17 protein-coding genes and 2 riboswitches are annotated in these 22,000 nt (G+C 64.9%); of the genes, 9 read left to right on the forward strand and 8 right to left on the reverse strand.

Going from position 1 to position 22,000, the window contains the following annotated elements:
• Positions 1 to 59 precede the first annotated feature (59 nt).
• From typA to C3E77_RS09855, 5 genes are all read right to left on the reverse strand, one after another.
• Entirely contained in the window at positions 60 to 1,967 is a 1,908-nt protein-coding gene (gene typA / locus C3E77_RS09835) for a translational GTPase TypA (RefSeq protein WP_108391467.1), read from the reverse strand.
• A 219-nt stretch (positions 1,968 to 2,186) separates the two neighbouring features.
• Positions 2,187 to 3,935, reverse strand: coding sequence for a dipeptide ABC transporter ATP-binding protein (locus C3E77_RS09840; RefSeq protein WP_108391468.1), 1,749 nt, complete (start codon positions 3,933 to 3,935; stop codon positions 2,187 to 2,189).
• Positions 3,932 to 4,882 (reverse strand): ABC transporter permease, encoded by a 951-nt coding sequence (locus tag C3E77_RS09845; RefSeq protein ID WP_108391469.1) that lies wholly within the window; start codon positions 4,880 to 4,882, stop codon positions 3,932 to 3,934. The genes C3E77_RS09840 and C3E77_RS09845 overlap by 4 nt, the downstream gene beginning before the upstream one ends.
• The gene (locus C3E77_RS09850; protein ID WP_108391470.1) at positions 4,872 to 5,801 is read right to left on the reverse strand and encodes an ABC transporter permease; all 930 of its coding nucleotides are present in this window, start codon (positions 5,799 to 5,801) and stop codon (positions 4,872 to 4,874) included. The genes C3E77_RS09845 and C3E77_RS09850 overlap by 11 nt, the downstream gene beginning before the upstream one ends.
• A gap of 122 nt (positions 5,802 to 5,923) precedes the next feature.
• On the reverse strand, positions 5,924 to 7,615 hold the full coding sequence (locus C3E77_RS09855; protein ID WP_108391471.1) for a peptide ABC transporter substrate-binding protein: 1,692 nt from the start codon (positions 7,613 to 7,615) through the stop codon (positions 5,924 to 5,926).
• A gap of 230 nt (positions 7,616 to 7,845) precedes the next feature.
• On the opposite strand from C3E77_RS09855, the gene C3E77_RS09860 reads away from it, so the two are divergent.
• From C3E77_RS09860 to C3E77_RS09870, 3 genes are all read left to right on the forward strand, one after another.
• Complete coding sequence (locus C3E77_RS09860; RefSeq protein ID WP_108391472.1) at positions 7,846 to 8,613, forward strand: CPBP family intramembrane glutamic endopeptidase; 768 nt, start codon at positions 7,846 to 7,848, stop codon at positions 8,611 to 8,613.
• 99 nt (positions 8,614 to 8,712) lie between these two features.
• Entirely contained in the window at positions 8,713 to 9,063 is a 351-nt protein-coding gene (locus C3E77_RS09865) for a DUF485 domain-containing protein (RefSeq protein WP_108391473.1), read from the forward strand.
• The gene (locus tag C3E77_RS09870; protein WP_108391474.1) at positions 9,060 to 10,643 is read left to right on the forward strand and encodes a monocarboxylic acid transporter; all 1,584 of its coding nucleotides are present in this window, start codon (positions 9,060 to 9,062) and stop codon (positions 10,641 to 10,643) included. Before C3E77_RS09865 ends, C3E77_RS09870 begins: the two co-directional genes overlap by 4 nt.
• Before the next feature lie 689 nt (positions 10,644 to 11,332).
• On the opposite strand, the gene gcvP is transcribed toward C3E77_RS09870, so the two are convergent.
• From gcvP to gcvT, 3 genes are read right to left on the reverse strand one after another with little or no spacing between them, the layout of a single operon-like run.
• Complete coding sequence (gcvP, locus tag C3E77_RS09875; protein WP_108391475.1) at positions 11,333 to 14,188, reverse strand: aminomethyl-transferring glycine dehydrogenase; 2,856 nt, start codon at positions 14,186 to 14,188, stop codon at positions 11,333 to 11,335.
• Complete coding sequence (gcvH, locus tag C3E77_RS09880) at positions 14,188 to 14,562, reverse strand: glycine cleavage system protein GcvH (RefSeq protein ID WP_108391476.1); 375 nt, start codon at positions 14,560 to 14,562, stop codon at positions 14,188 to 14,190. Before gcvH ends, gcvP begins: the two co-directional genes overlap by 1 nt.
• Positions 14,563 to 14,565: 3 nt before the next feature.
• The gene (gene gcvT, locus C3E77_RS09885) at positions 14,566 to 15,687 is read right to left on the reverse strand and encodes a glycine cleavage system aminomethyltransferase GcvT (RefSeq protein WP_108391477.1); all 1,122 of its coding nucleotides are present in this window, start codon (positions 15,685 to 15,687) and stop codon (positions 14,566 to 14,568) included.
• 71 nt (positions 15,688 to 15,758) lie between these two features.
• A riboswitch (glycine riboswitch) is annotated at positions 15,759 to 15,861 on the reverse strand.
• A gap of 1 nt (position 15,862) precedes the next feature.
• A riboswitch (glycine riboswitch) is annotated at positions 15,863 to 15,951 on the reverse strand.
• A 161-nt stretch (positions 15,952 to 16,112) separates the two neighbouring features.
• On the opposite strand from gcvT, the gene C3E77_RS09890 reads away from it, so the two are divergent.
• The 6 genes from C3E77_RS09890 to C3E77_RS09915 are packed head-to-tail and all read left to right on the forward strand — an operon-like array spanning position 16,113 to position 21,990.
• A complete protein-coding gene (locus C3E77_RS09890) occupies positions 16,113 to 16,808 on the forward strand; it encodes an NUDIX hydrolase (RefSeq protein ID WP_108391478.1) in 696 nt (231 codons plus the stop codon).
• Entirely contained in the window at positions 16,805 to 18,103 is a 1,299-nt protein-coding gene (gene nadA / locus C3E77_RS09895) for a quinolinate synthase NadA (RefSeq protein ID WP_108391479.1), read from the forward strand. The genes C3E77_RS09890 and nadA overlap by 4 nt, the downstream gene beginning before the upstream one ends.
• Before the next feature lie 2 nt (positions 18,104 to 18,105).
• Positions 18,106 to 19,680 (forward strand): L-aspartate oxidase, encoded by a 1,575-nt coding sequence (gene nadB / locus C3E77_RS09900; protein WP_108391480.1) that lies wholly within the window; start codon positions 18,106 to 18,108, stop codon positions 19,678 to 19,680.
• Entirely contained in the window at positions 19,674 to 20,549 is an 876-nt protein-coding gene (gene nadC / locus C3E77_RS09905) for a carboxylating nicotinate-nucleotide diphosphorylase (protein ID WP_108391481.1), read from the forward strand. Before nadB ends, nadC begins: the two co-directional genes overlap by 7 nt.
• Positions 20,533 to 21,711 carry a cysteine desulfurase family protein gene (locus tag C3E77_RS09910; RefSeq protein ID WP_108391482.1) on the forward strand — a complete coding sequence of 393 codons (1,179 nt, stop codon included), beginning with the start codon at positions 20,533 to 20,535 and terminating at the stop codon, positions 21,709 to 21,711. The genes nadC and C3E77_RS09910 overlap by 17 nt, the downstream gene beginning before the upstream one ends.
• Positions 21,712 to 21,741: 30 nt before the next feature.
• On the forward strand, positions 21,742 to 21,990 hold the full coding sequence (locus C3E77_RS09915) for a hypothetical protein (RefSeq protein ID WP_108391483.1): 249 nt from the start codon (positions 21,742 to 21,744) through the stop codon (positions 21,988 to 21,990).
• Positions 21,991 to 22,000: the final 10 nt, after the last annotated feature.

Consider the following 22,000-nt stretch of genomic DNA (forward strand, 5'->3'; position numbering starts at 1 on the left):
ACGAACGAAGCGCCCGGGGTCTCTCGATCCCGGGCGCTTCGAAGGTGTGCGTAAGAGTGTTACTCGTTCTGCTTCTTCAGGCGGCTCGTGTTGCGCGCGCGGGCGTTGGCGTCGAGCTCGACCTTGCGGATGCGGACGATGGCCGGTGTGACCTCGACGCACTCGTCTTCGCGGGCGAACTCGAGGCACTCCTCGAGCGACAGCTGGCGTGACGGCGTCATCGACTCGAACGTGTCCGAGGTCGACTGACGCATGTTTGTCAGCTTCTTTTCCTTGGTGATGTTGACGTCCATGTCGTCGTTGCGCGAGTTCTCGCCGATGACCATGCCCTCGTAGACCTCTTCGGTCGGGTTGACGAAGAACGTCATCCGCTCCTGGAGGGCGATGATGGCGAACGGCGTGACAACACCCGAACGGTCGGCAACGATCGAACCGTTGTTACGGGTGACGATGGGGCCGGCCCACTCGTCGTAGCCGTGCGAGATCGCGTTGGCGATTCCGGTGCCGCGGGTGAGCGTCATGAACTCGGTGCGGAAGCCGATGAGACCACGCGACGGAACGATGAATTCCATACGAACCCATCCGGTTCCGTGGTTCGCCATGTTGTCCATGCGGCCCTTGCGCGCAGCGAGGAGCTGGGTGATGGCACCGAGGTATTCCTCGGGGACGTCGATGGTGAGGTGCTCGTACGGCTCGTGAGTCTTGCCGTTGACCTTCTTGGTGACGACCTGCGGCTTGCCGACGGTGAGTTCGAAGCCTTCACGACGCATCTGCTCGACGAGGATCGACAGGGCGAGTTCGCCTCGGCCCTGCACCTCCCACTTGTCCGGAGCGCCGATGTCGAGCACGCGAAGCGAGACGTTACCGACGAGTTCGCGGTCGAGACGGTCCTTCACCATGCGTGCGGTGAGCTTGTGTCCCTTGACCTTGCCGACGAGCGGCGAGGTGTTGGTACCGATGGTCATCGAGATGGCCGGCTCGTCGACGGTGATCGTCGGGAGCGGGCGGACATCGTTGGGGTCGGCGAGCGTCTCACCGATGGTGATGTCGGGGAATCCGGCGACAACGACGATGTCCCCAGGGCCAGCGCTTTCGGCGGGGTAACGGTCGAGCGCCTTGGTGATGAAGAGCTCGGTGACGCGCACGTTGTGGATGGATCCGTCGTACTTGACCCAGGCGACGGTCTCGCCCTTCTTGATCGTGCCCTGGAAGATGCGCAGCAGAGCGAGACGACCGAGGAACGGGGACGCGTCAAGGTTGGTGACGTGAGCCTGAAGGGGGTGCTCGTCGTCGTAGACGGGAGCCGGGATGTGCTTGATGATGGCGTCGAACAGCGGCTCGAGGTCATCGTTGTCCGGCAGGGTGCCGTTCTCGGGCTTGTTCCAGCTCGCAGCGCCATTGCGGCCTGATGCGTAGACAACGGGCACGTCGAGGACGGCGTCGAGGTCGAGGTCAGGAACGTCGTCGGCCATGTCGCTCGCGAGGCCGAGGAGGAGGTCCTGGCTCTCGGCTACGACCTCGTCGATACGCGCGTCGGGGCGGTCGGTCTTGTTGACCAGGAGGATGACGGGAAGCTTGGCCTCGAGTGCCTTACGGAGCACGAAGCGGGTCTGCGGCAGCGGGCCCTCACTCGCGTCGACGAGCAGGACGACACCGTCGACCATGGACAGGCCGCGCTCGACCTCTCCACCGAAGTCGGCGTGGCCGGGGGTGTCGATCACGTTGATCGTGATCGGACCGTTGGCGGCGTGCTTGCCCTTGTAGGACACCGCGGTGTTCTTCGCGAGGATCGTGATGCCCTTTTCGCGCTCGAGCTCGTTCGAGTCCATGGCGCGCTCTTCGAGGTGCGCGTGTTCGGCGAATGAGTCCGTCTGACGGAGCATGGCGTCAACCAGCGTCGTCTTGCCGTGGTCAACGTGAGCGACAATGGCTACGTTTCGGAGGTCGTCGCGCGAAGCAAGCGCCATGAAGAAATTCCTTACAAGAAGAGATGTCGCGAGAGTATGAGCGCGACGGGAAATGTACAGATGCGGGCCAGAATCCGACCCAACAGATTATCTTACTGCACTCTGCCCTCGGCTCGCTGGGACGGATCTCAGGTTCACGCAAAGAAGCACCGGAGCGACAGGTCCGCCAACCGTAGTTGCCGTGTCTGTCGCACCGGTGCTTCTTGTGAACAGTTCGCCTTAGCGACCGAACTCGAAGTTGCCTCCGGGGATCGCCGCCAGCAGTTCCTGCGTGTATACCTCGCGTGGGTTGTCGAAGACCTCATCGGTCGTCGCCGACTCGATGATCTGTCCCTTCCTCATCACGCACACGTTGTCAGCAACGAGCCGCACGACCGCGAGGTCGTGCGTGATGAAGAGGTAGGTCAGGCCAAGCTCGGTCTGCAGCTCGGTGAGGAGGTTGAGGATCTGGCCCTGGACGAGAACGTCGAGCGCCGACACCGCCTCGTCGAGCACCAGAACGTCGGGCTTGAGCGCGAGTGCACGCGCGATCGCGATGCGCTGCCGCTGGCCGCCCGAGAGTTCACTCGGGTAGCGGTAGCGGGTCGACGACGGAAGCGACACCTGGTCGAGCAGCTCGAGCACGCGCGACTGACGCTCGCGCGCCGAACCGACCTTGTGAGCGAGAAGCGGCTCGGCGATGGTGTTCCCGACGCTGTACTGCGGGTCGAGCGAACCGTACGGGTCCTGGAAGACCGGCTGAACGCGGCGGCGGAACTTCAGAAGCTCTGCACCACGGAGGCCGGCGACATCCTGACCGTCGAATTCGATCTCACCACTCGTGATCGACTCGAGCTGGAGCAGGAGCTTGGCGACGGTCGACTTACCCGACCCCGACTCGCCGACCAGCGCTGTCGTCGTGCCCTTCTGGACACCGAAGGACACGTCGTTGACGGCTTTCAGTTCGTCGTGACGGAACCCCTGCTTACGGATCCGGTACACCTTCGATACGTTGCGAAGGGAGATGAGGTCCCTGGCCGGCGCCGCGTTCTCACGCTCGGCCGCGCGCTCGAGGAGCGTCGTGTCGATGGCGCCCTCCGAGAAGATCTCGGTCTCGGCTTCTTCGTGCTGTTTGACAGCCTGGATGCGCCGGGACGCGAGGCTCGGAGCCGCTGCAACGAGACGCTGCGTGTACGGGTGCTGCGGGTTCGCGAGGATCTCCTGCGACGGCCCGGACTCGACAACCTTGCCCTGGTACATCACGACGAGCTGCTCGGCACGTTCGGCTGCCAGGCCGAGGTCGTGGGTGATGAACAGTACGCTCGTGCCATAGTCACGCGTGAGGGTTCCGAGGTGATCGAGGATCTGACGCTGCACTGTGACGTCGAGCGCGCTCGTCGGCTCGTCGGCAATGAGCAGCTTCGGACGGCTGGAGAGGCCGATTCCGATCAGCACGCGCTGACGCATGCCGCCGGAGAACTGGTGCGGGAACTGCTTGAGGCGGTCACCCGCGTCGCTCAGCCCGGCCTCCTGGAGGACCTGGATGGTGCGCAGGCGCGCTTCCTTGCCCTGGGCAATGTTGTTCGCCTTGATGGCCTCTTCGACCTGGAATCCGATGCTCCACACCGGGTTGAGGTTCGACATCGGGTCCTGTGGGACGTAACCGATCAGGTTTCCCCGAACGTCCTGGATCTCGCGGGGCGAGAGCGTTGTCAGGTCGCGACCCTCGAACAGGATCTGTCCGCCGGTAACCTTTCCGGTTCCCGGGAGCAGGTCGATGATCGACTGCGCGGTCGTCGACTTGCCGGAACCGGACTCCCCCACGATGGCGAGCGTCTGCCCGGCGTAGAGAGTGAGATCGACGCCACGCACGGCGGGGACGATGCCTCGCTGCGTCTGGAATCCGACCTCGAGGTCACGGATCTGGAGAAGCGGTTCGGTGGATGAATCGCGCGGCGACGCCACGGCATCCGTTACTGGCTGGCTCATCGACGTGCCCTCGCCTTCGGGTCGAGTGCATCACGGACGACATCGCCGAGCATGAGGAACGAGAGCACGGTGAGTGAAAGCGCTGCTGCCGGGTAGAGCAGCGTTTGCGGGCTGGTGCGGACCGATGTCCGCGCCTGGCCGATGTCGTTACCCCACGACATGACGCTCGGTGGGAGGCCGATGCCGAGGAAGGACAGGGTGGACTCAGCAACAATGAACGTTCCGAGTGACACCGTCGCGATGACGATGACGGGCGCTATCGCGTTCGGGATGACGTGACGCAGGAGAATCTTGAACTTCGATACCCCGAGCGCGATCGACGCCATCACGTAGTCCGAGTTCTTTGCGCTGAGCACAGCACCGCGCATGATGCGGGCGACCTGTGGCCAGGCGAAGATCGCGAGAACGAGCGCGACAGTGATCGGCGTGCGGTCAGGCAGGACGCTCATGAGAACGATCGCACCGAGGACGGTCGGGATGGCGAAGAAGATGTCGCCGACGCGCGAGACGAGTGCGTCGAGGAATCCGCCGTAGAACCCGGCGAGCGAACCGATAACGATGCCGACGAGGGTGACGAGGGCGGTTGCGAGAAGTCCGACGGTCACCGAGGCCTGGGTTCCGAAGAGGACCCGGGAGTAGACGTCACAGCCCTGGCGGGTGAACCCGAACGGGTGTCCTGCCTCAGGGCTGCCGTTGCTGTTGGCGAGCAGGCAGTTCGAGTTCGGTGCGACCGAGGTGAACAGGCCGGGGAACAGCGCGACGACCGCGATGATGAAGATCAGAACCGCCGAGATCCAGAACGTCGGTCGACGACGCATCGACTCCCAGGCATCCGCCCACGTGCTGCGTGCTTTCTGGGACTCGTCCAGTTTGTCGATCGCTGCAACGGGAGTTTCCTCGAGCGGCGCGACGTAATGACCCTGTGAAGCGTATTTCTTATTTTGCATAGCGAATCCTTGGGTCAAGTGCCGCGTAGAGCAGGTCGACGAGCAGGTTGGCGACCACGAAGATGATCACCATCACGGCGATGAACGACACGACGGTCGGACCCTCGCCGAGGGTGATCGCCCGGTAGACGGTTCCACCGACACCGTTGATGTTGAAGATGCCCTCTGTGACGATCGCACCGACCATGAGCGAACCGAGGTCAACACCGAGGTAGGTGACGACGGGAACGAGCGAGTTGCGCAGCACGTGCACTGTGACAACCCGACGGCGCGAGAGGCCCTTCGCGGTGGCCGTTCGGACGAAGTCGGCGTTGAGGTTGTCTGCCACGCTCGCGCGGGTAAGCCGGACGATGTAGGCGAACGACACCGATGCGAGTACGAGCGCGGGGAGAACGAGTTCACTCCAGGGCGCGTCGCCCGAGACCGTGGGCCGGAACCAGCCCAGCTGGATTCCGAAGACATACTGCGCAACGAAGCCGATGACGAAGGTCGGCACGGAGATGAGCAGGAGGCTCACGACGAGTGCGCTGGTGTCGAACCACTTGCCCTTGCGCAGGCCGGCGATGAGGCCGACGAGGATTCCGGCGAACGCTTCGAAGACGAGCGCGAGGAGCGCGAGGCGTGCGGTGACGGGGAAAGCGGATGCCATCACATCGGCGACGGGGCGGCCGGAGTATGTGGTTCCGAGGTCACCCTGGAAGAGCCCGGCGATGTACAGGAAGTACTGCACGATGAAGGGCTTGTCGAGGTTGTACTCGGCCCGGATCTGCGCGATGACGCTCGGCGCGGGAGGCCGGTCACCGAACAGCGCGGCAATGGGGTCCCCTGGCAGGGAGAACACCATGAAGTAGATGAGGAAGGTGGCCCCGAAAAAAACGGGGATCATCTGAAGAATGCGTTTACCTGTGTACCAGAGCATCAGGTTATTTCGCCGGGTCGAACGTACATGGTTGTCACAATCACTGGTTGATTCTAGTCAATGAAATGTCCGGGGCGAATTCGCCCCGGACATTTCACTTGTGCGGTCTGGGCTGGGTGAGCCTAGCCCTTGGTGATCTCGTGGTACAGCGGGACGGAGTCCCAACCGAACACCACGTTGTCGACGGTGTCAGCCGAGACACCGGTCACGTTGGAGTACCACAGCGGGATGGCCGGGAGGTCCTTGAGCAGGACTTCCTGTGCTTCCTGGTACTTCGCGGTTGCGTCTTCGACGTTGGACGCGCTTGCGCCTTCCTCGAGGAGTGCTTCGAACTCTTCGCTCGAGTAGTCCTCGTAGTTCGATCCGGCGCCTGTGACGTACAGCGGAGCGAGGAAGTTGTACAGCGACGGGTAGTCAGCCTGCCATCCGGCGCGCGTTCCACCGGTCAGCTTGTCGTTGTCGCGGTCGTCGATCGCTGCTGCGAACGTCGGGTACGGCTTGCCCTGTGCGGTGATGCCGAGGGTGTTCGCGATGCTGTTGGTCACAGCGTCGACCCAGCCCTGGTGGCCACCGTCAGAGTTGTACGCGATGTCGAAGACGGTGTCGCCGTATGGTGCGATGGCGTCAGCCTCTGCCCACAGCTTCTTGGCTTCGTCGGGGTTGTATTCGAGTACTTCAGCGCCCTCGAGGTCGTCGGTCCAGCCGTCGATCACCGGCGAGGTGAAGTCGGTTGCCGGGGTGCGAGTTCCCTGGAAGATCACGTCGGTGATCTCTTCGCGGTTGATTGCCATCGAGATGGCGGCACGACGGAGCTTGCCTTCTTCGCCGCTCCAGTGCTCGAGGTAGTACGGCATGTTGAAGCCCTGGAAGATCGCGGCAGCCTGGTTCACTGCACGGTCGCCGAAGTCGCTCTCGTAGGTCTCGAATGCCGAGTCCGGGATAGCGTCGAGAACATCGAGGTTACCCGCGAGGACGTCCGCGTACGCGGCATCCTGCGTGGCGTAGAAGATGATCTCAAGGCCGCCGTTGACGGGCTTGCGAACGCCTTCGTAGTCCGGGTTGGTGACGAGGTTGATCTTTTCCTCGTGAACCCAGGCGCCTTCGCCGTCGAGCATGTACGGACCGTTGCCGATCGGGTTCTCGCCGAAGGCTTCCATGTCTTCGAACGCTGCGCTCGGCAGCGGCATGAATGCCGTGTAGCCGAGACGAAGCGGCCAGTCAGCCTCAGGAACCGAGAGTTCGACGGTGAACGTCTTGTCGTCGACAACCTTCAGTCCCGACATCTCCTCAGCGAGCGGGTCGCCGACCTGAATCGGGTTTCCCTCTTCGTCAACGGCGCCGCTGGGGTCGTCCTTCGAGTTCTGCAGGTCGGAGAATCCGACGATGTTGTCGAAGAAGTACGAGCCACCCTGAGCGTTGTCGTACAGCACCGCATAGTTCCATGCGTCGACGAACGACTCCGATGTGACTTCTTCGTCGTTGGTGAACTTCCAGCCATCTTTGAGAGTGACGGTCCAGTTGGTGGCGTCGTCAGACTCGATGGACTCGGCAACTTCGTTCTCGATGGCGCCTTCGGCGTCGTACGAGACGAGTCCGGCGAAGATCGAGGTCATGATCTTCCCGCCACCGGTTTCGGTGGTGTTGGCGGGGAGCAGAGACATCTGCGGCTCGCTGCCGTTCGTGGTGATGATTGCGTCAGTGTCAGCCCCGGACGACTTCTCAGTCGAGCCACCGCTGCTGCTGCAGCCCGTGAGCGCCAGGGCGCCGACAGACAACAGCGCGACGGCGCTAAGGCCTACGCGTGATCTTTTCAATTTTCCTCCTGTGCGAGTGCGCACGGCAGACAGTTTTATGCCCCGACTGCGGTGCTGGATACAAGAACCATAGGTAGCGCTTCACCCCAACTGCAAATTTGTCGGGTGAATCGTTACTTACTGGAAACGTGATGTGCGAAATATTGGCTAATTCGCACATTTTCTGCTCAGAAGGCTCGTTCGGCGCAATTCTTCGGCAAGGATGGCCTCAGAGACGGTACGGAGGTGCAATGGTGATAACCCCGGCCAGGCGCGCGTGGTGGGAAATCGCCATCGTTCTCGGTCTCTCCGTCGGCGCATCCGCCGTCTACTCGCTTGTGTCGCTGACCGACCGATTGACGTCAGGTGTTCCCCTTTCCGACCAGAGCGCGAGTCTCAATCAGTCGCGCAGTGAGCGGGAGTGGCTGGACTTCACGTACCAGTTCCTCGGGATCTTTTTCGAACTCTTCGTCGTTGCGCTCGCGCTGTATCTGCTCTGGACCGCGTCCGCGAGTGGTGCGGCGCGAATCGGCCTCACCTTTGCCGAACCCGGTCGTGACGTTCGACGCGGCGTCGTCCTCTTTCTCGCCATCGGCATCCCCGGCATAGCGTTCTATCTCATCGGCCGGCTCGTGGGAATCACCGTGGGGATAGAGACCTCGCCCCTCGACACCCACTGGTGGACCGTACCGATCCTGATCTTCTCCGCCCTTCGCGCCGCGCTCGTCGAAGAGGTCATTGTGATCGGCTACCTGTTCACCCGGCTGAGAGAGCGGGGCTGGTCGGACTGGACCATCATCCTGTCGACCGCACTCCTCCGAGGCAGCTATCACCTCTATCAGGGCATCGGGCCGTTCTTCGGCAACGTCGCGATGGGCATTGTGTTCGGCTGGTGCTACCGAAGGTGGGGCAGGGTGATGCCCCTCGTCATCGCGCACCTGTTGCTCGATGTCGTGTCGTTTGTGGGTTATCCGCTGGCGGTCGGGTTGTTCCCCGAGTTTTTCGCGGTGCCCCGGTAGGCGATCCCACCTCTTGTTTGGCAACGCAACAAACCATTAGTGTTGCCCCAGCGCACAGGGTGGTGCGCCGCGCGACGCCGCGCGAACTTGAGGAGGACCATGCCACACGACGACACGGGTACCCACACCCCAGGAACGGCTATCGACTACATCGCGATAGAAGAGTCACCGGACTTCATCGCTCACAAACGCACACACAGGAGCTTTGTCTTCCCGCTGGCCGTTGCGTTCCTGCTCTGGTATTTCGCCTACGTTCTGCTGGCGGACTACGCGCACGAATTCATGGCGACAAAGGTCATCGGCAACATCAACATCGGCCTCATCCTCGGACTCAGCCAGTTCGTGACCACATTCGCGATCACCACCTGGTATGTCTCGTTTGCCAACCGCAAACTCGACCCGGCCGCAGAGAAATTCCGCAACGAGCTCGAGGAGGCTGAGCGAGCATGAAAACTGTTGGTGATCCCGTCCTGAACATCTCCATCTTCGCGGCGTTCGTCGTCGTGACGCTCATCATCGTTATCCGGGCATCGCGCTCGAACAAGACGGCGAACGACTTCTATGCTGCCGGCCGCTCATTCAGCGGCGGACAAAACGGAACCGCAATCGCGGGCGACTACCTGTCTGCCGCGTCATTCCTCGGTATCTGCGGCGCCATCGCGGTGAACGGATACGACGGCTTCCTCTATTCCATCGGCTTCCTGGTGGCGTGGCTCGTTGCACTCCTTCTCGTCGCTGAACTGCTTCGGAACACGGGCAAGTTCACGATGGCGGATGTCCTCTCCTTCCGCCTGAAGGAACGCCCGGTCCGCCTCGCGGCCGCGACCGCAACCCTCGCGGTGTGCTTCTTCTACCTGCTCGCGCAGATGGCGGGCGCCGGTGGACTCGTGTCGCTGCTCCTCGGAGTCAACGATCGGGTCGGCCAGTCCGTTGTCATCGCCGTCGTGGGCATCATCATGATCGCCTACGTACTCATCGGCGGTATGAAGGGCACCACCTGGGTGCAGATCATCAAGGCTGTGCTCCTCATCGCGGGCGCTGGAGTGATGACCGTCTGGGTACTCGCTCTCAACGGCTTCAACCTGTCGGCCCTTCTCGGCCAGGCGGTCGCCGTCGCTGGCGAGGACATCCTCAACCCGGGTGCGCAGTACGGAGCAACGGGTACGTCACGCCTCGACTTCGTGTCGCTTGCGCTCGCGCTCGTGCTCGGAACTGCCGGTCTCCCCCACGTACTCATGCGGTTCTACACGGTGCCGACCGCGAAGGAAGCCCGACGCAGCGTGGTGTGGGCCATCTGGCTCATCGGCCTGTTCTACCTGTTCACCCTGGTGCTCGGCTACGGCGCCGCGTACCTCGTCGGCGCGGAGCGGATCCTCGCCGCACCCGGTGGAGTGAACTCGGCTGCCCCACTGCTCGCGTTCGAGCTGGGTGGGTCGATTCTGCTCGGCATCATTTCCGCCGTTGCTTTCGCGACGATCCTCGCGGTTGTTGCGGGTCTCACCATCACCGCGGCAACCTCCTTCGCTCACGACGTGTACGCGAACGTGATCAAGAAGGGTGCCGTTCCCCCGAACGGCGAGGTGAAGGTGGCGCGGATCACCGTCGTGGCGATCGGCTTGCTGGCTATCGCCGGCGGAATCGGCGTTCAGGGACAGAACATCGCGTTCCTCGTCGCCCTCGCGTTCGCCATCGCGGCGAGCGCGAACCTGCCGACCATCCTGTACTCGCTGTTCTGGCGCAAGTTCACCACCCGTGGTGCGCTGTGGAGCATGTACGGCGGGCTCGCATCGGCATTGATCCTGATCATCTTCTCGCCGGTCATTTCCGGCGCGGAGACCTCGATGTTCAAGGACGTGGACTTCTCCTGGTTCCCGCTCAACAACCCGGGTATCGTGTCGATTCCGCTCGGCTTCCTGCTGGGCTGGCTCGGGACCGTCACCTCGAAGGTCAAGGAAGACCCGCGGATCGCAGCCGAGATGGAGGTGCGCTCTCTCACCGGACACGGTGCGGAGAAGGCATCGTCGCACTAGGTCGGTAGCCCGGTTCGGGTGCCCGACCGGGTGCCCGACTCGGGTACGGGCGGGGAGGACGTTTTCTCCTCAGCTCCGTGAGGCGAAGCCTCACGAACGGCGGCAGCCCTTACCAAGGAAATCTCTCAACGAAACGGCGACCCGCAACCATCTCTGTGGTTGCGGGTTCGCTCGTCTTGGCGTGAAGGGCCGGGCAGTCCGGGGGCGTTCGTCGTCATAACTCGCACCCCGAAAACATCCTCCCCGCCCAGACTTCCTCCCCGCCCGAGATAAGGAAACAGGGTCCAGCTAAGGACCAAAGCTGAGGCTTGATCCTTGTCTGGGGCATTTGTCCTTATCTGGGCGGGCGGGGTGAGCGTTTTCGGGGTGCCGAGTTATGGGAGGAAGGAGCGGGGCAAGAACGCGGTGTCTATCCGAGCCGCACCCGGTGCCCCGCGCCTTCCTCCCATTGTTTGAGCTGAGGAGAAAATGCTCACCCCGTCCGCGGCCCGGGGCGAGACGCTGAGATAAGGAAAACGGGCCGAGATAACGAAAAAAGTGGCGATATGGTCCTTGCCTGGCGCTGTTTTCCTTTTCTCAGGGTGGTCGGAGTGGCCAGCGTGGTCGGGTTAACAGGCAATCGCACGAATATCAGGCGAGAACTCGAGAGATCGTCCTGCTAACCGTGCGATTGCCTGTGTTGGGTGCCGCTACTCGAACGCCTCGGGCGGCGGGCACGCACACACGAGGTTGCGGTCACCATACGCGTTGTCGACGCGACGCACGGGCGGCCAGTACTTGGTCCGCACGAGCGACTTCACCGGATAAACGGCCTGCTCACGGGTGTACGCGTGCTCCCACTCCCCCTCGATGACCGCCTGCGCCGTGTGCGGCGCGTGCACGAGCGGGTTGTCGTTTGCCGGCCACGTTCCCGCGCCGACGGCATCCGCTTCGGCCTTGATCGCGATCATCGCGTCGATGAACCGGTCGATCTCGGTGAGGTCTTCGCTCTCGGTCGGCTCGACCATGAGGGTGCCGGCGACCGGGAACGACATCGTCGGTGCGTGGAACCCGTAGTCGATGAGCCGCTTGGCGACGTCGTCGACGGTCACGCCGGTCGCCTCGCGCAGCGGACGCAGGTCGAGGATGCACTCGTGTGCGACCAGTCCGTTGTCTCCGGTGTAGAGCACAGGGAAGTGATCGCGGAGACGCACGGCGATGTAGTTCGCCGCCAGAACGGCAGCGCCCGTTGCCTGCTTGAGTCCCTCTGCCCCCATCATGCGCACGTACGCCCACGAGATCGGAAGGATACTCGGGCTGCCGTACGGCGCCGCCGACACCGGTCCGCCGGCGTGGGTGTACGCACCGTGGTCGTCGCGCTGCGCCATCGGGTGGCCGGGCAGGAACGGCGCGAGGTGCGCCTTCGCCGCGACGGGACCGACACCGGGGCCGCCCCCACCGTGCGGGATGCAGAACGTCTTGTGCAGGTTGAGGTGCGAGACGTCTCCACCGAAGTCGCCGAACCGGGCGTACCCGAGCAGCGCGTTGAGGTTGGCGCCATCGACGTAGACCTGTCCACCGGCGTCGTGCACGGCCTGCGTGATCGCGGTGATCTCGTGCTCGTAGACGCCGTGCGTCGACGGGTACGTGATCATGAGCGCGGCGAGGTCAGAAGCGTGCTCCTCGACCTTCGCTCGCAGGTCGTCGAGGTCGACGTTGCCCATGTCGTCGCAGGCAACGACGACGACCTTCATGCCGGCAAGCACCGCGGATGCCGCGTTGGTACCGTGCGCGCTGGAGGGAATCAGGCAGGTGGTGCGGTTCAGATCACCGTTCGCCCGGTGGTATCCGCGGATGGCAAGGAGACCGGCAAGCTCGCCCTGGCTGCCCGCGTTCGGCTGGAGCGACACCGAGTCGTACCCGGTAACCTCGGCCAGCCAGCTCTCGAGCTGTTCGATCAGCCCGAGGTAGCCGAGCACATCAGCCTCGGGAGCGTAGGGGTGCAGCCCGGCGAACTCGGGCCAGGTGATCGCCTCCATCTCGGTCGCGGCGTTGAGCTTCATCGTGCACGAACCGAGCGGGATCATGCCGCGGTCGAGCGCGTAGTCGCGGTCGGCCAACTGCTTGAGGTACCGCATCATGGCGGTCTCGGAGTGGTGCGTGTTGAACACCGGATGCGTGAGGTACTCGCTCGTACGCCACAGGTCCTCCGGCAACCGCGCGGACTCAGCCCCGTCACCGATGGTCTCATCGCGAGAGAACCCGAAGGCGACCACGACAGCCCGCAGGTCGGCATCCGTCGTCGTCTCATCCACGGAGATCCCGACGGTTGCATCGTCGACGAGGTGCAGGTTGATGCCGAGTTCACGAGCGCGCTCGATGATCGTTGCGGCCTCGCCGGGGACGTGCACACGCAGAGTGTCGAAGAACGACTCGCTCGCGAGCGTGAGGCCGTAGCTCGTCAGAACCGTGGCGAGGGCATCCGCCCGACGAGCGGTCTCGGTGGCGATCCGACGGATGCCGACCGGTCCGTGATAGACGGCGTACATCGAGGCCATCACGGCGAGGAGCACCTGTGCCGTGCAGATGTTCGACGTCGCCTTCTCGCGGCGGATGTGCTGTTCGCGCGTCTGCAGCGTGAGTCGGTAGGCCGGGTGACCGGCGGCATCCTGACTGACCCCGACGAGCCGACCGGGCAGCTGCCGTTCGAGTCCCTTGCGCACAGCCATGTAGCCAGCGTGCGGCCCGCCGAAGCCCATCGGCACGCCGAAGCGCTGGCTCGTCCCGACCGCGATGTCCGCACCGAGTTCACCGGGAGAGGTGAGCAGCGCGAGGGCGAGCAGGTCGGCCGCGACCACGGAGAGGCCGCCCTTCTCCCTGATCGATGCGAGAACGGATGCCGGGTTCCAGACACGTCCTGAAGCCCCCGGGTACTGCACGAAGACACCGAAACAGGCCTCGGGCAGCTCTGCGCCACCGGCAAGGTCGAGCTCGACGAGGTCGATGCCGACCGCCTCGGCGCGGCTCGCGAGGAGAGCCTTGGTCTGCGGGAAGGCATCGGTGTCGACGACGAACACCGTCGAGGTGAGCTTCGACGCCCGACGCGCGAGAAGCATGCCCTCGACGACAGCGGTGCCCTCGTCGAGCATCGACGCGTTGGCGGTGTCGAGGCCGGTGAGGTCGGTGACCATGGTCTGGAAGTTGATGAGCGCTTCGAGGCGGCCTTGCGAGATCTCCGGCTGGTACGGCGTGTACGCGGTGTACCAGGACGGGTTCTCGAGCACGTTGCGCTTGATCACGGCCGGGGTGAGGGTGCCGTAGTAACCGAGCCCGATCATCGAGGTCCGTATCGTGTTCGCGTCTGCGAGCTCGCGCAATTCGGCGAGCGCTTCGCGTTCCGTGGCCGCGGCAGGAATCGACGAACTCGCCAGATCGGCGACGTGGATGGACTCCGGCAGTGCAGCCTCAACGAGCGCGTCGACGGTGTCGTAGCCGACGGATGCCAGCATGCTCGCCTGCGCAACGGCATCCGTTCCGATGTGACGCTCAGAGAACAGCTCGCGCATCACTCACCGACCAGTGCTGAGTACTCGTCCCAGCTGAGCAGGTTCGACGGCAGTTCGGTGAACCGCACCTTGATCAACCAGCCATCGCCGAACGGGTCGCTGTTGACGAGGGCGGAGTCATCGACGACGGCGGCGTTCGCCTCGACCACCGAGCCGTTGACCGGCGCGAAGAGTTCGCCGACCGACTTGGTCGACTCGATCTCGCCGACGACCGTTCCCGACGCGAGTTCGCTGTCGACAGCGGGGAGTTCGACGAAGACGACATCGCCGAGCTTGTCGGCGGCGTAGTCCGTGATCCCCACGGTCGCAATGTCACCGTCGATCTCGAGCCATTCGTGTTCCGGGGTGTACTTCAGTGTGGTCTTGTCCGACATGGCTTACTTCTCTCTCCGATAGAACGGCAGTGTGGTGACTGTTGCGGGAATTCGAGTGCCTCGAACGTCGACGGCAAGTTCGGTGCCGGGCGTCGAGGCGGCGGGGTCCACGTACGCCATCATGATCGGATGCCCCAGCGTCGGTGACAGCGCACCGCTCGTTACGGTCCCGACCTCTGCATCGCCGGACATCACCGGGTAGCCCGCTCGGCCGGCACGCCTGCCCTCAGCGGTCAGCCCGACGAGCACGCGAGCGTCGTCCGCCGGCCCGGCCTCAACGGCCGCCCGGCCGACGAAGTCACCCTCCTTGGAGAGTGCGACCACCCGGCCGAGAGCGGCCTGCACGGGGAACGTCTCGGTGCCGAGTTCGTGGCCGTAGAGCGGCATCCCCGCTTCGAGGCGCAACGTGTCGCGGCTCGCGAGCCCGGCGGGGACGAGCCCGTGTGCTTCGCCCGCTTCTTCGAGAGCGCGCCACAGCAGCACGGCCGCGTCGGCCCTGAGGTAGAGCTCGAATCCGTCTTCGCCGGTGTAGCCGGTCCGCGCGATGATGAGGGGCACACCATTGAAAAACCCGTCGGTTGCCCGGTAGTAGCGCAGTTCGTCGAGAGGGACGCTGAGCTCGCTGAAACCCGTCGTCTGCTCGAGGATAATCCGTGAGTTCGGGCCCTGAACGGCGATGAGGGCGTAGTCGTCGCTCTGGTCGTCGACGGTGACCTCGAACCCGGCGGCCCGCTCAGACAACGCGGCGGCAGCGGCATCCCGGTTACCCGCGTTAGCGACGACGAGGTACGTCGTGTCACCGAGCCGGTAAACCACGACGTCGTCGAGGATGCCGCCCGCCTCGGTGAGCAGGAGGCTGTACTTCGCCTGCAGGACGTCGATCGATGACAGCCGTCCGGCGAGAGCGAAATCGAGGAATCGGCCGGCATCCCGCCCGTACACGAGGATCTCGGCCATGTGAGAGAGATCGAAGATGCCTGCGGCGCTCCGCACCGCCGCGTGCTCCGCGAGGTCGCTGGTGTAGCGCACGGGCATCTGCCAGCCGGCGAAATCGGTGAAGCTCGCTCCGAGCTCGGAATGGACCGCGGCGAGCGGGCTGGTGCGTTCTGGTACGGGATCTGACACGAGTTCTCCAGGTGTCGCACGTCGGCGACGATCGCAAAAAGCGGCTGCGGCACTCGAGGTGCCTGAGGAACTCCCTCTCTGTCATGGGCCTGAGAGTTTCGCTCGCACAGCCGTCGATCACGGCTGGCGGCTTTCACCGTCGGCGGAACGCCAGGCGTTCACTTTCCAGAGTGGCCAGTTCGATGCGGTACAGAGACCTGAGAGATTGGCAGGGAGGCTTGCTCCTTCGGTGCCGGGCAAGCCCGGCTCTCCCGCATCGCGTGTGCGGCCCGATATTCGATTTTCGCCCAGCCTACAGTGAGGCGCGCTCAGAGTGCTCGGCATCCCAGAGAAAATCGGCGGGATATTTTTCTTCAGTTCGGGTCACATTGACACTAAGATAAGTCTAGTTATAGTCATGGTGACTTTAACTGGAAGGATTTGTGATGGCCGCACACGCAGCGCCGGTCCATGTCGCCGTTTCGACGGTGATCTTTGCGCTTCGGCCGTCACCGGTCGATGGCCGCATGACCGTGTGGCTCCCCCTCGTGCGGCGCATCCGTGATCCGTTCGTCAACATGTGGGCTCTCCCCGGCGGACCTCTCGAACCCGACGAGGATCTGGCGGAGTCCGCTGCGCGCACCCTCGCTGAGACGACGCTGCTGACGCCGCAGTACCTCGAGCAGCTCTACGCGTTCGGCAACACCGACCGCTCCCCCGGCGAGCGCGTCGTTTCGATCGTCTACTGGGCCCTGGTCCGTTCCGATGAGGCCGATATTGCGGTCGAGTCCGAGAACGTTCGCTGGTTCGAGGCTGATTCGGTGCCTGAGCTCGCCTTCGACCACAGTCTGATCGTGGAGTATGCACTGTGGCGGCTCCGCAACAAGCTCGAGTACAGCCACATCGCCTCCGCGTTCCTCGGCGACACCTTCACCCTGTCCGAACTGCGCGAGGTCCACGAGGCCGTGCTGCAGAAGCCACTCGACCCGGCCAACTTCCGCCGTCAGATCGAAGGCTCCGGGCAGGTCGTGCCGACCGAGCAGCTTCGGACAGGAGGTAGGCATCGCCCTGCCCGCCTCTATCGGTACGCGGCAACAGTGGAGACCAACGGGCCCCTCGGCCGCACTGAAGGAGCATCATGACCCTCACCGCCTCCGTCGACAGCACGCTCATCGAGATCGCCGCCGGCACTGCGCCCGGCGCCGCGTGCAGCCCCGACCTCGTCCAGAAGCCCTGGCTGTTCGACTCCCGGCCGCCGGGATATGGCCCCGGGTCATCGATGGGTGACCTGATCCCCGTCGGTTCTCCACGGCAGGGCGAACTTCCTGCGTTCTACCGCGAGGCATCCGCCGAGGAGCTGGACCGTCGCATCCGTTCGGCCAAAGAGACGCTGGGGTCGAAGCTCGTCATTCTCGGCCACTTCTACCAGCGGGACGAGGTCGTGGCATACGCCGACTACGTTGGCGACTCATTCCAGCTCGCGAACGCGGCGAAGGCCCGCACGGATGCAGAGGCGATCATCTTCTGCGGCGTGCACTTCATGGCCGAGACGGCAGACCTGCTGTCGACCCCGGCCCAGTCGGTCATCCTGCCCAACCTCGCCGCCGGCTGCTCGATGGCCGACATGGCCAACATCGACCAGGTGGAGGAATGCTGGGAGCAGCTCACCGAGCTGTACGGCACCGAACCGGATGCCTCGGGGCGAGTCCCCGTGATCCCGGTCACCTACATGAACTCCTCGGCGGCGCTCAAGGGATTCTGTGGGCGCAACGGCGGTATCGTCTGCACGTCCTCCAACGCCGAGACGGTACTCGAGTGGGCATTCGAGCGCGGGCAGCGCGTGCTGTTCTTCCCCGACCAGCACCTCGGCAGGAACACGGCAAAGGCAATGGGCGTTCCGCTCGAGCGGATGCCGATGTGGAACCCGAACAAGCCGTTCGGCGGCAATGACGCGCTCGCGCTCCAGGCCGCGCAGGTGATCCTCTGGCACGGCTTCTGCTCGGTGCACAAGCGCTTCACCGTCGAGCAGATCGAGCGGGCGCGCGTCGAGCACCCCGGCGTGCGCGTGATCGTGCACCCGGAATGCCCGATGCCCGTCGTCGACGCAGCCGACGAATACGGCTCGACCGACTACATCCGCAAGGCGATCGAGGCGGCACCGGCAGGCACGACGTTCGCGATCGGCACCGAGATCAACCTCGTCCAGCGGCTCGCCGCGGAGCACCCCGAGCACACGATCTTCTGCCTCGACCCCGTGGTCTGCCCCTGCTCGACGATGTACCGCATCCACCCGGGTTACCTCGCGTGGGTTCTCGACTCCCTCCTCGACGGTGTCGTGCTCAACCGGATCACCGTGTCGGACGATGTCGCCGAACCCGCTCGACTCGCTCTCGAGCGGATGCTCGCGGCGAAACCTCCAGTGCACACGGGAGGCTGATCGTGAAGCGGGTGATCGTCGTCGGGTCCGGAATCGCCGGCCTGACTGCCGCGCTCACGGCGAGCGCCGAACACTCCGTCACCCTGATCACCAAGGGTGCTCTGGGGATGAGCAACACCCGCTTCGCCCAGGGCGGCATCGCGGGCGTGATGTTCGACGACGACAGCGTGAACGCACACATTTCCGACACCCTGGCCGCGGGAGCGGGGCTGTGCGACGCGGAAGCCGTCGCCGTGCTCTGCTCGGAAGGCCCTGCCAGCATTCGAGAGCTCGTCGAGCTCGGGGTGGCATTCGACAGCCACGAGGGTGATTTCGCGAAGGGCCGCGAGGCCGCCCACTCCTACCCGAGGGTTCTGCACGCCGGCGGTGACGCCACGGGTGCCGTGATCGAAGCGGCGCTCGTCGAGCGCCTTCGGGCCAGCTCCGTCACCGTGTATGAGCGCACGTTCCTCCGCGACCTCGTGTTGCACGGCGGCCGGATCAGCGGCGTCGACCTGCAGGATGCCGATGGCGTCCGGTTCCGGCTCGACGCCGATGCCGTGCTCCTCGCGACGGGCGGCGCCGGCCAGCTCTACCCGTACACGACCAACCCGTCGGGTGCCACGGGTGACGGCGCGGCAGCCGCGCTTCGGGCCGGCGCCGTGCTCGCGGACCTCGAGTTCTACCAGTTCCACCCGACAGCCCTCGTCACGACGGGCAATTTCCTCATCTCGGAGGCGGTGCGCGGCGACGGTGCTGTACTCCGCGATGCGACAGGAACCCGGTTCATGCCGGACCTCCACCCCGCCGCCGAACTCGCCCCGCGTGATGTCGTCGCTCGGGGCATCGCCGCGACGATGGCACGGCAGGAAGGGCGACCGGTCGAGCTCGACGCGACGGCGCTCGGTGCCGACTATCTGGCGGCACGGTTCCCCGGGATCGACGCCGCCGTTCGCGCCGCCGGCATCGACTGGTCGCGTGAGGGCGTGCCCGTCGCGCCCGCCGCCCACTATTGGATGGGCGGGATCGCGACGGACCTTGACGGACGCACCTCGATCCCCGGGCTCTTCGCCATCGGCGAGGTCGCCCGCACTGGTGTACACGGCGCCAACCGGCTGGCCTCGAACTCGCTGCTCGAGGGCGCCGTTTTCGGTCGCCGTGCGGCGATGGCGATTGCCGGTGACCTGTGGCGACCCGCTCACTTCGAGGGTGCCCTCGTGGCGTCGGAGCTGCGGCCGCTCGGTACCACCGCCGACCTCCCGCCGTTTTCGCGGAGCGCCCTGCAGCAGCTGCTGTGGGCGAGCGCCGGCCTGTCCCGGTCCGCCGACACCCTCACCTCGGTGTCGCGCATCCTCGACGGCTGGAGCGCCCTCGACCTGCCTGGTGAGACCGTCGACAACCTCGAGGATCGTAACCTGCTCGCCCTCGGTCGGGCCCTGGTCACCGCTGCCCTGGCACGCACCGAATCGCGCGGCGCCCACACCCGCACCGATTATCCGGCCACCGATCCCGGACGGGCCGCACCGATTCTGCTCACCGACGACAGGGCGGTCCGACCGCTCGACTCCACCTTCTCCCGAGAGGCCCTCCCGTGCTGACCCCGCAACACATCGACCGTGTCGTTTCCCTCGCCCTCGAGGAGGACGCCCCGTGGGGCGACCTCACGAGCGAGACGCTCATCCCCGCGACGGCGACGGCAACAGCGCGTCTCGTCGCCCGTGAGTCCGGCGTGTTCAGCGGCGGGGCCGTGTTTGCCGCCGCGTTTACCCTCACCGACTCCGCCATCAGCGTCGACCTGCTGGTGGCAGACGGTGAGGCGTTCGAGACCGGCGACGAACTGGCATCCGTTACCGGTCCCGCCCGCGGCGTTTTGCAGGCGGAGCGAATTGGCCTCAACTTCGTGCAGCGGATGTCGGGCATCGCCACCCAGACAGCGCGGTACGTCGAACGGGTTGCCGGCACGAAGGCGCGCATCGTCGACACGAGGAAGACGACGCCGGGACTGCGTGCATTCGAACGCCACGCCGTTCGGTCCGGCGGCGGATTCAACCACCGCTTCTCGCTGTCCGACGCCGTGATGGCGAAGGACAACCACCTCGCGGTCCTCACGGCCGGCGGCATCTCCGTCACCGATGCCCTCCTCGAGGTCCGTTCACGGCTGTCGCACACCACCCACCTCGAGGTGGAGGTCGATCGTCTCGACCAGATCGAATCGGTGCTCGCGGCCGGGGTCGACACGATCATGCTCGACAACTTCAGCCTTGACGAGCTGCGGGAGGGCGTCGCACTCGTTGCAGGTCGCGCGATCATCGAGGCGTCGGGCAACGTCACGCTCGACACCGTTGGCGCGATCGCCCGCACCGGTGTCGACGTCATTTCGTCAGGCGCGCTGACCCACAGCATCCGCTCGCTCGATCTTGGCCTCGACGTCGCGCTCTCGGCGGATCCCGATGCTGTACCTCGATAACGCAGCGACGACGCCGGTGCGCCGGGAGGTACTCGAGGCCATGTGGCCATACCTCACCGCCGAGTTTGGTAACCCGTCCAGTGTGCACACCGTCGGCGAGCGCGCGGCAATCGCGCTCGCGGATGCCAGGGGCCGGATCGCCACGGTTCTCGGCGTCCGCGCGAGCGAGGTCGTCTTCACCTCTGGCGGCACCGAGTCCGATAACCTCGCGATCAAAGGCATAGCGCTGGGCAACCCGCGCAGCCGGCATCTCGTCACGACGGCGATCGAACATGAGGCCGTCCTCGAATCGATGGATTACCTCCGGCGGTTGCACGGCTTCACTGTGTCATTCGCGCCGCTCTCCCCCGACGGCATCCTGACCCCCGAGGCGCTCGAGAGCGTCCTCCGCGACGACACGACACTCATCTCGGTGATGTACGCCAACAACGAGATCGGCACGATCCAGGACATCCCCGCGCTCAGTGCCATCGCCGCGACCCGTGGCATCCCCTTCCACACCGATGCGGTTCAGGCTGCCGGCTGGCTCGACCTGTCAGTCCGCGCGCTCGGCGTGGATGCGCTGTCGCTCTCCGGTCACAAAATTGGCGCACCGAAAGGCGTCGGCGTAGTGACCCTGCGTGGCCGGCTGCCCATCGAGGCTCTCGTCCACGGCGGTGGTCAGGAGCGGTCGAGGCGCTCGGGCACCGAGAATGTGGCGGGTGCCGTCGGGCTGGCGACAGCTCTCGAACTGGCCGAGAGCGAGAGAACGGATGCTGCAGCGCGGCTGACGGCAATGCGCACGGAGTTCACGTCCCGCGTTCGCGCACTCGTCCCCACTGCTGTGCCGACGGGGCACCCCGAGCGACGACTGCCCGGCCACGCGTCGTTCTGCTTCCCCGGCACCAGCGGAGAGGCGGTGCTTCTCGAGCTGGAAAGGCGCGGGTTCGTGTCATCGAGTGGTTCGGCGTGTGCCGCGGGCAGCGACGAACCGTCACACGTCCTCACAGCGCTCGGAGTGTCGGCAGAGGTCGCGCACACCGCCGTTCGCTTCACGTTTCCGGCGTCCATCACCGCCGGGCAGCTCGAGGAGGTGGCGCTCGCTGTGGCGGCATCCGTTCGATCGCTCACTCGGATCGGGGGCACCCCGGCGACGGCAGTGGGTTCGCCGAGGGTCTCTTGACAAGGTTCGGCCTGAGCGTACGGTGAGGCCATGGAGAAGCCACAGGAGCCGGGTCGGAGATTCGGCAAAAAGAAGGCTCGTCCGGTCGACGAGAACTACGACCTCAGCAACGAGGAGATCGTGGCTCCCGAGCTTGCCATCCTCAAAAACTGGCTGCCGGCAGCAAGCCCGACGGATGGTCAGCCGTACCGTGAAACCCAGGCACAGCGCTCGGCACCGAAGAAACCACCGGGGCGCATCTACCCGAAGGCCATCGACTCGGAGTCCGGCGACTTCTAGTTCGGCCCTT

The sequence above is a fragment of the Mycetocola zhujimingii genome, from assembly GCF_003065425.1.
Taxonomy (GTDB): Bacteria; Actinomycetota; Actinomycetes; order Actinomycetales; family Microbacteriaceae; genus Mycetocola_A; species Mycetocola_A zhujimingii.